1 protein-coding gene is annotated in these 406 nt (G+C 69.0%); it reads right to left on the bottom strand.

Going from position 1 to position 406, the window contains the following annotated elements; genetic code table 11:
- Nucleotides 1–378 (bottom strand): hypothetical protein (locus tag IF89_RS48930; protein ID WP_420707029.1); only part of this gene is annotated, 378 nt, incomplete at its 3' end.
- Nucleotides 379–406 lie beyond the last annotated feature (28 nt).

Below are 406 nucleotides of genomic sequence, written 5' to 3'. Positions count from 1 at the left end.
CGGCATGGATAGCCAGGCCCAACAGCTGATCCCAACGACGGGGGCCGCAATGCTCCTGGGCAGGATGAGCCCTAGACACCAGCCGATGATGAGCCAGCCGAAGGGAAGTACGACCAGATGCACCGCGGCGAGCCACCCGGCTCCGCCAGGCCACACACCTACCGCTCTGCGGGCCATCACGAGCGCCCCGGCGATGAGGACGAGGTGCAGGGTCAAGACCGGTGCAGCGGCCCGCAAGAGCTGTTCTGGGAGCCAACGCGCGCTGGTGGTTCGCATGGCTCCCAGCTGGCGGTGGCGGCCCGCTTCCCACGCAGCAGCCCCGGCCACCGCCGGGGCGATGATCGCCATGGCGAAGGCGGCAAGCTCACCGGATTGCACGCCGTATCCCGATGGCGCAGTGTAGGTG

Source organism: Streptomyces sp. NRRL F-2664, from assembly GCF_000719345.1.
Taxonomy (GTDB): Bacteria; Actinomycetota; Actinomycetes; order Streptomycetales; family Streptomycetaceae; genus Streptomyces.
The sequence above is the reverse complement of the archived record's forward strand: the minus strand, read 5'-3'. Positions and strand labels throughout refer to the sequence as shown.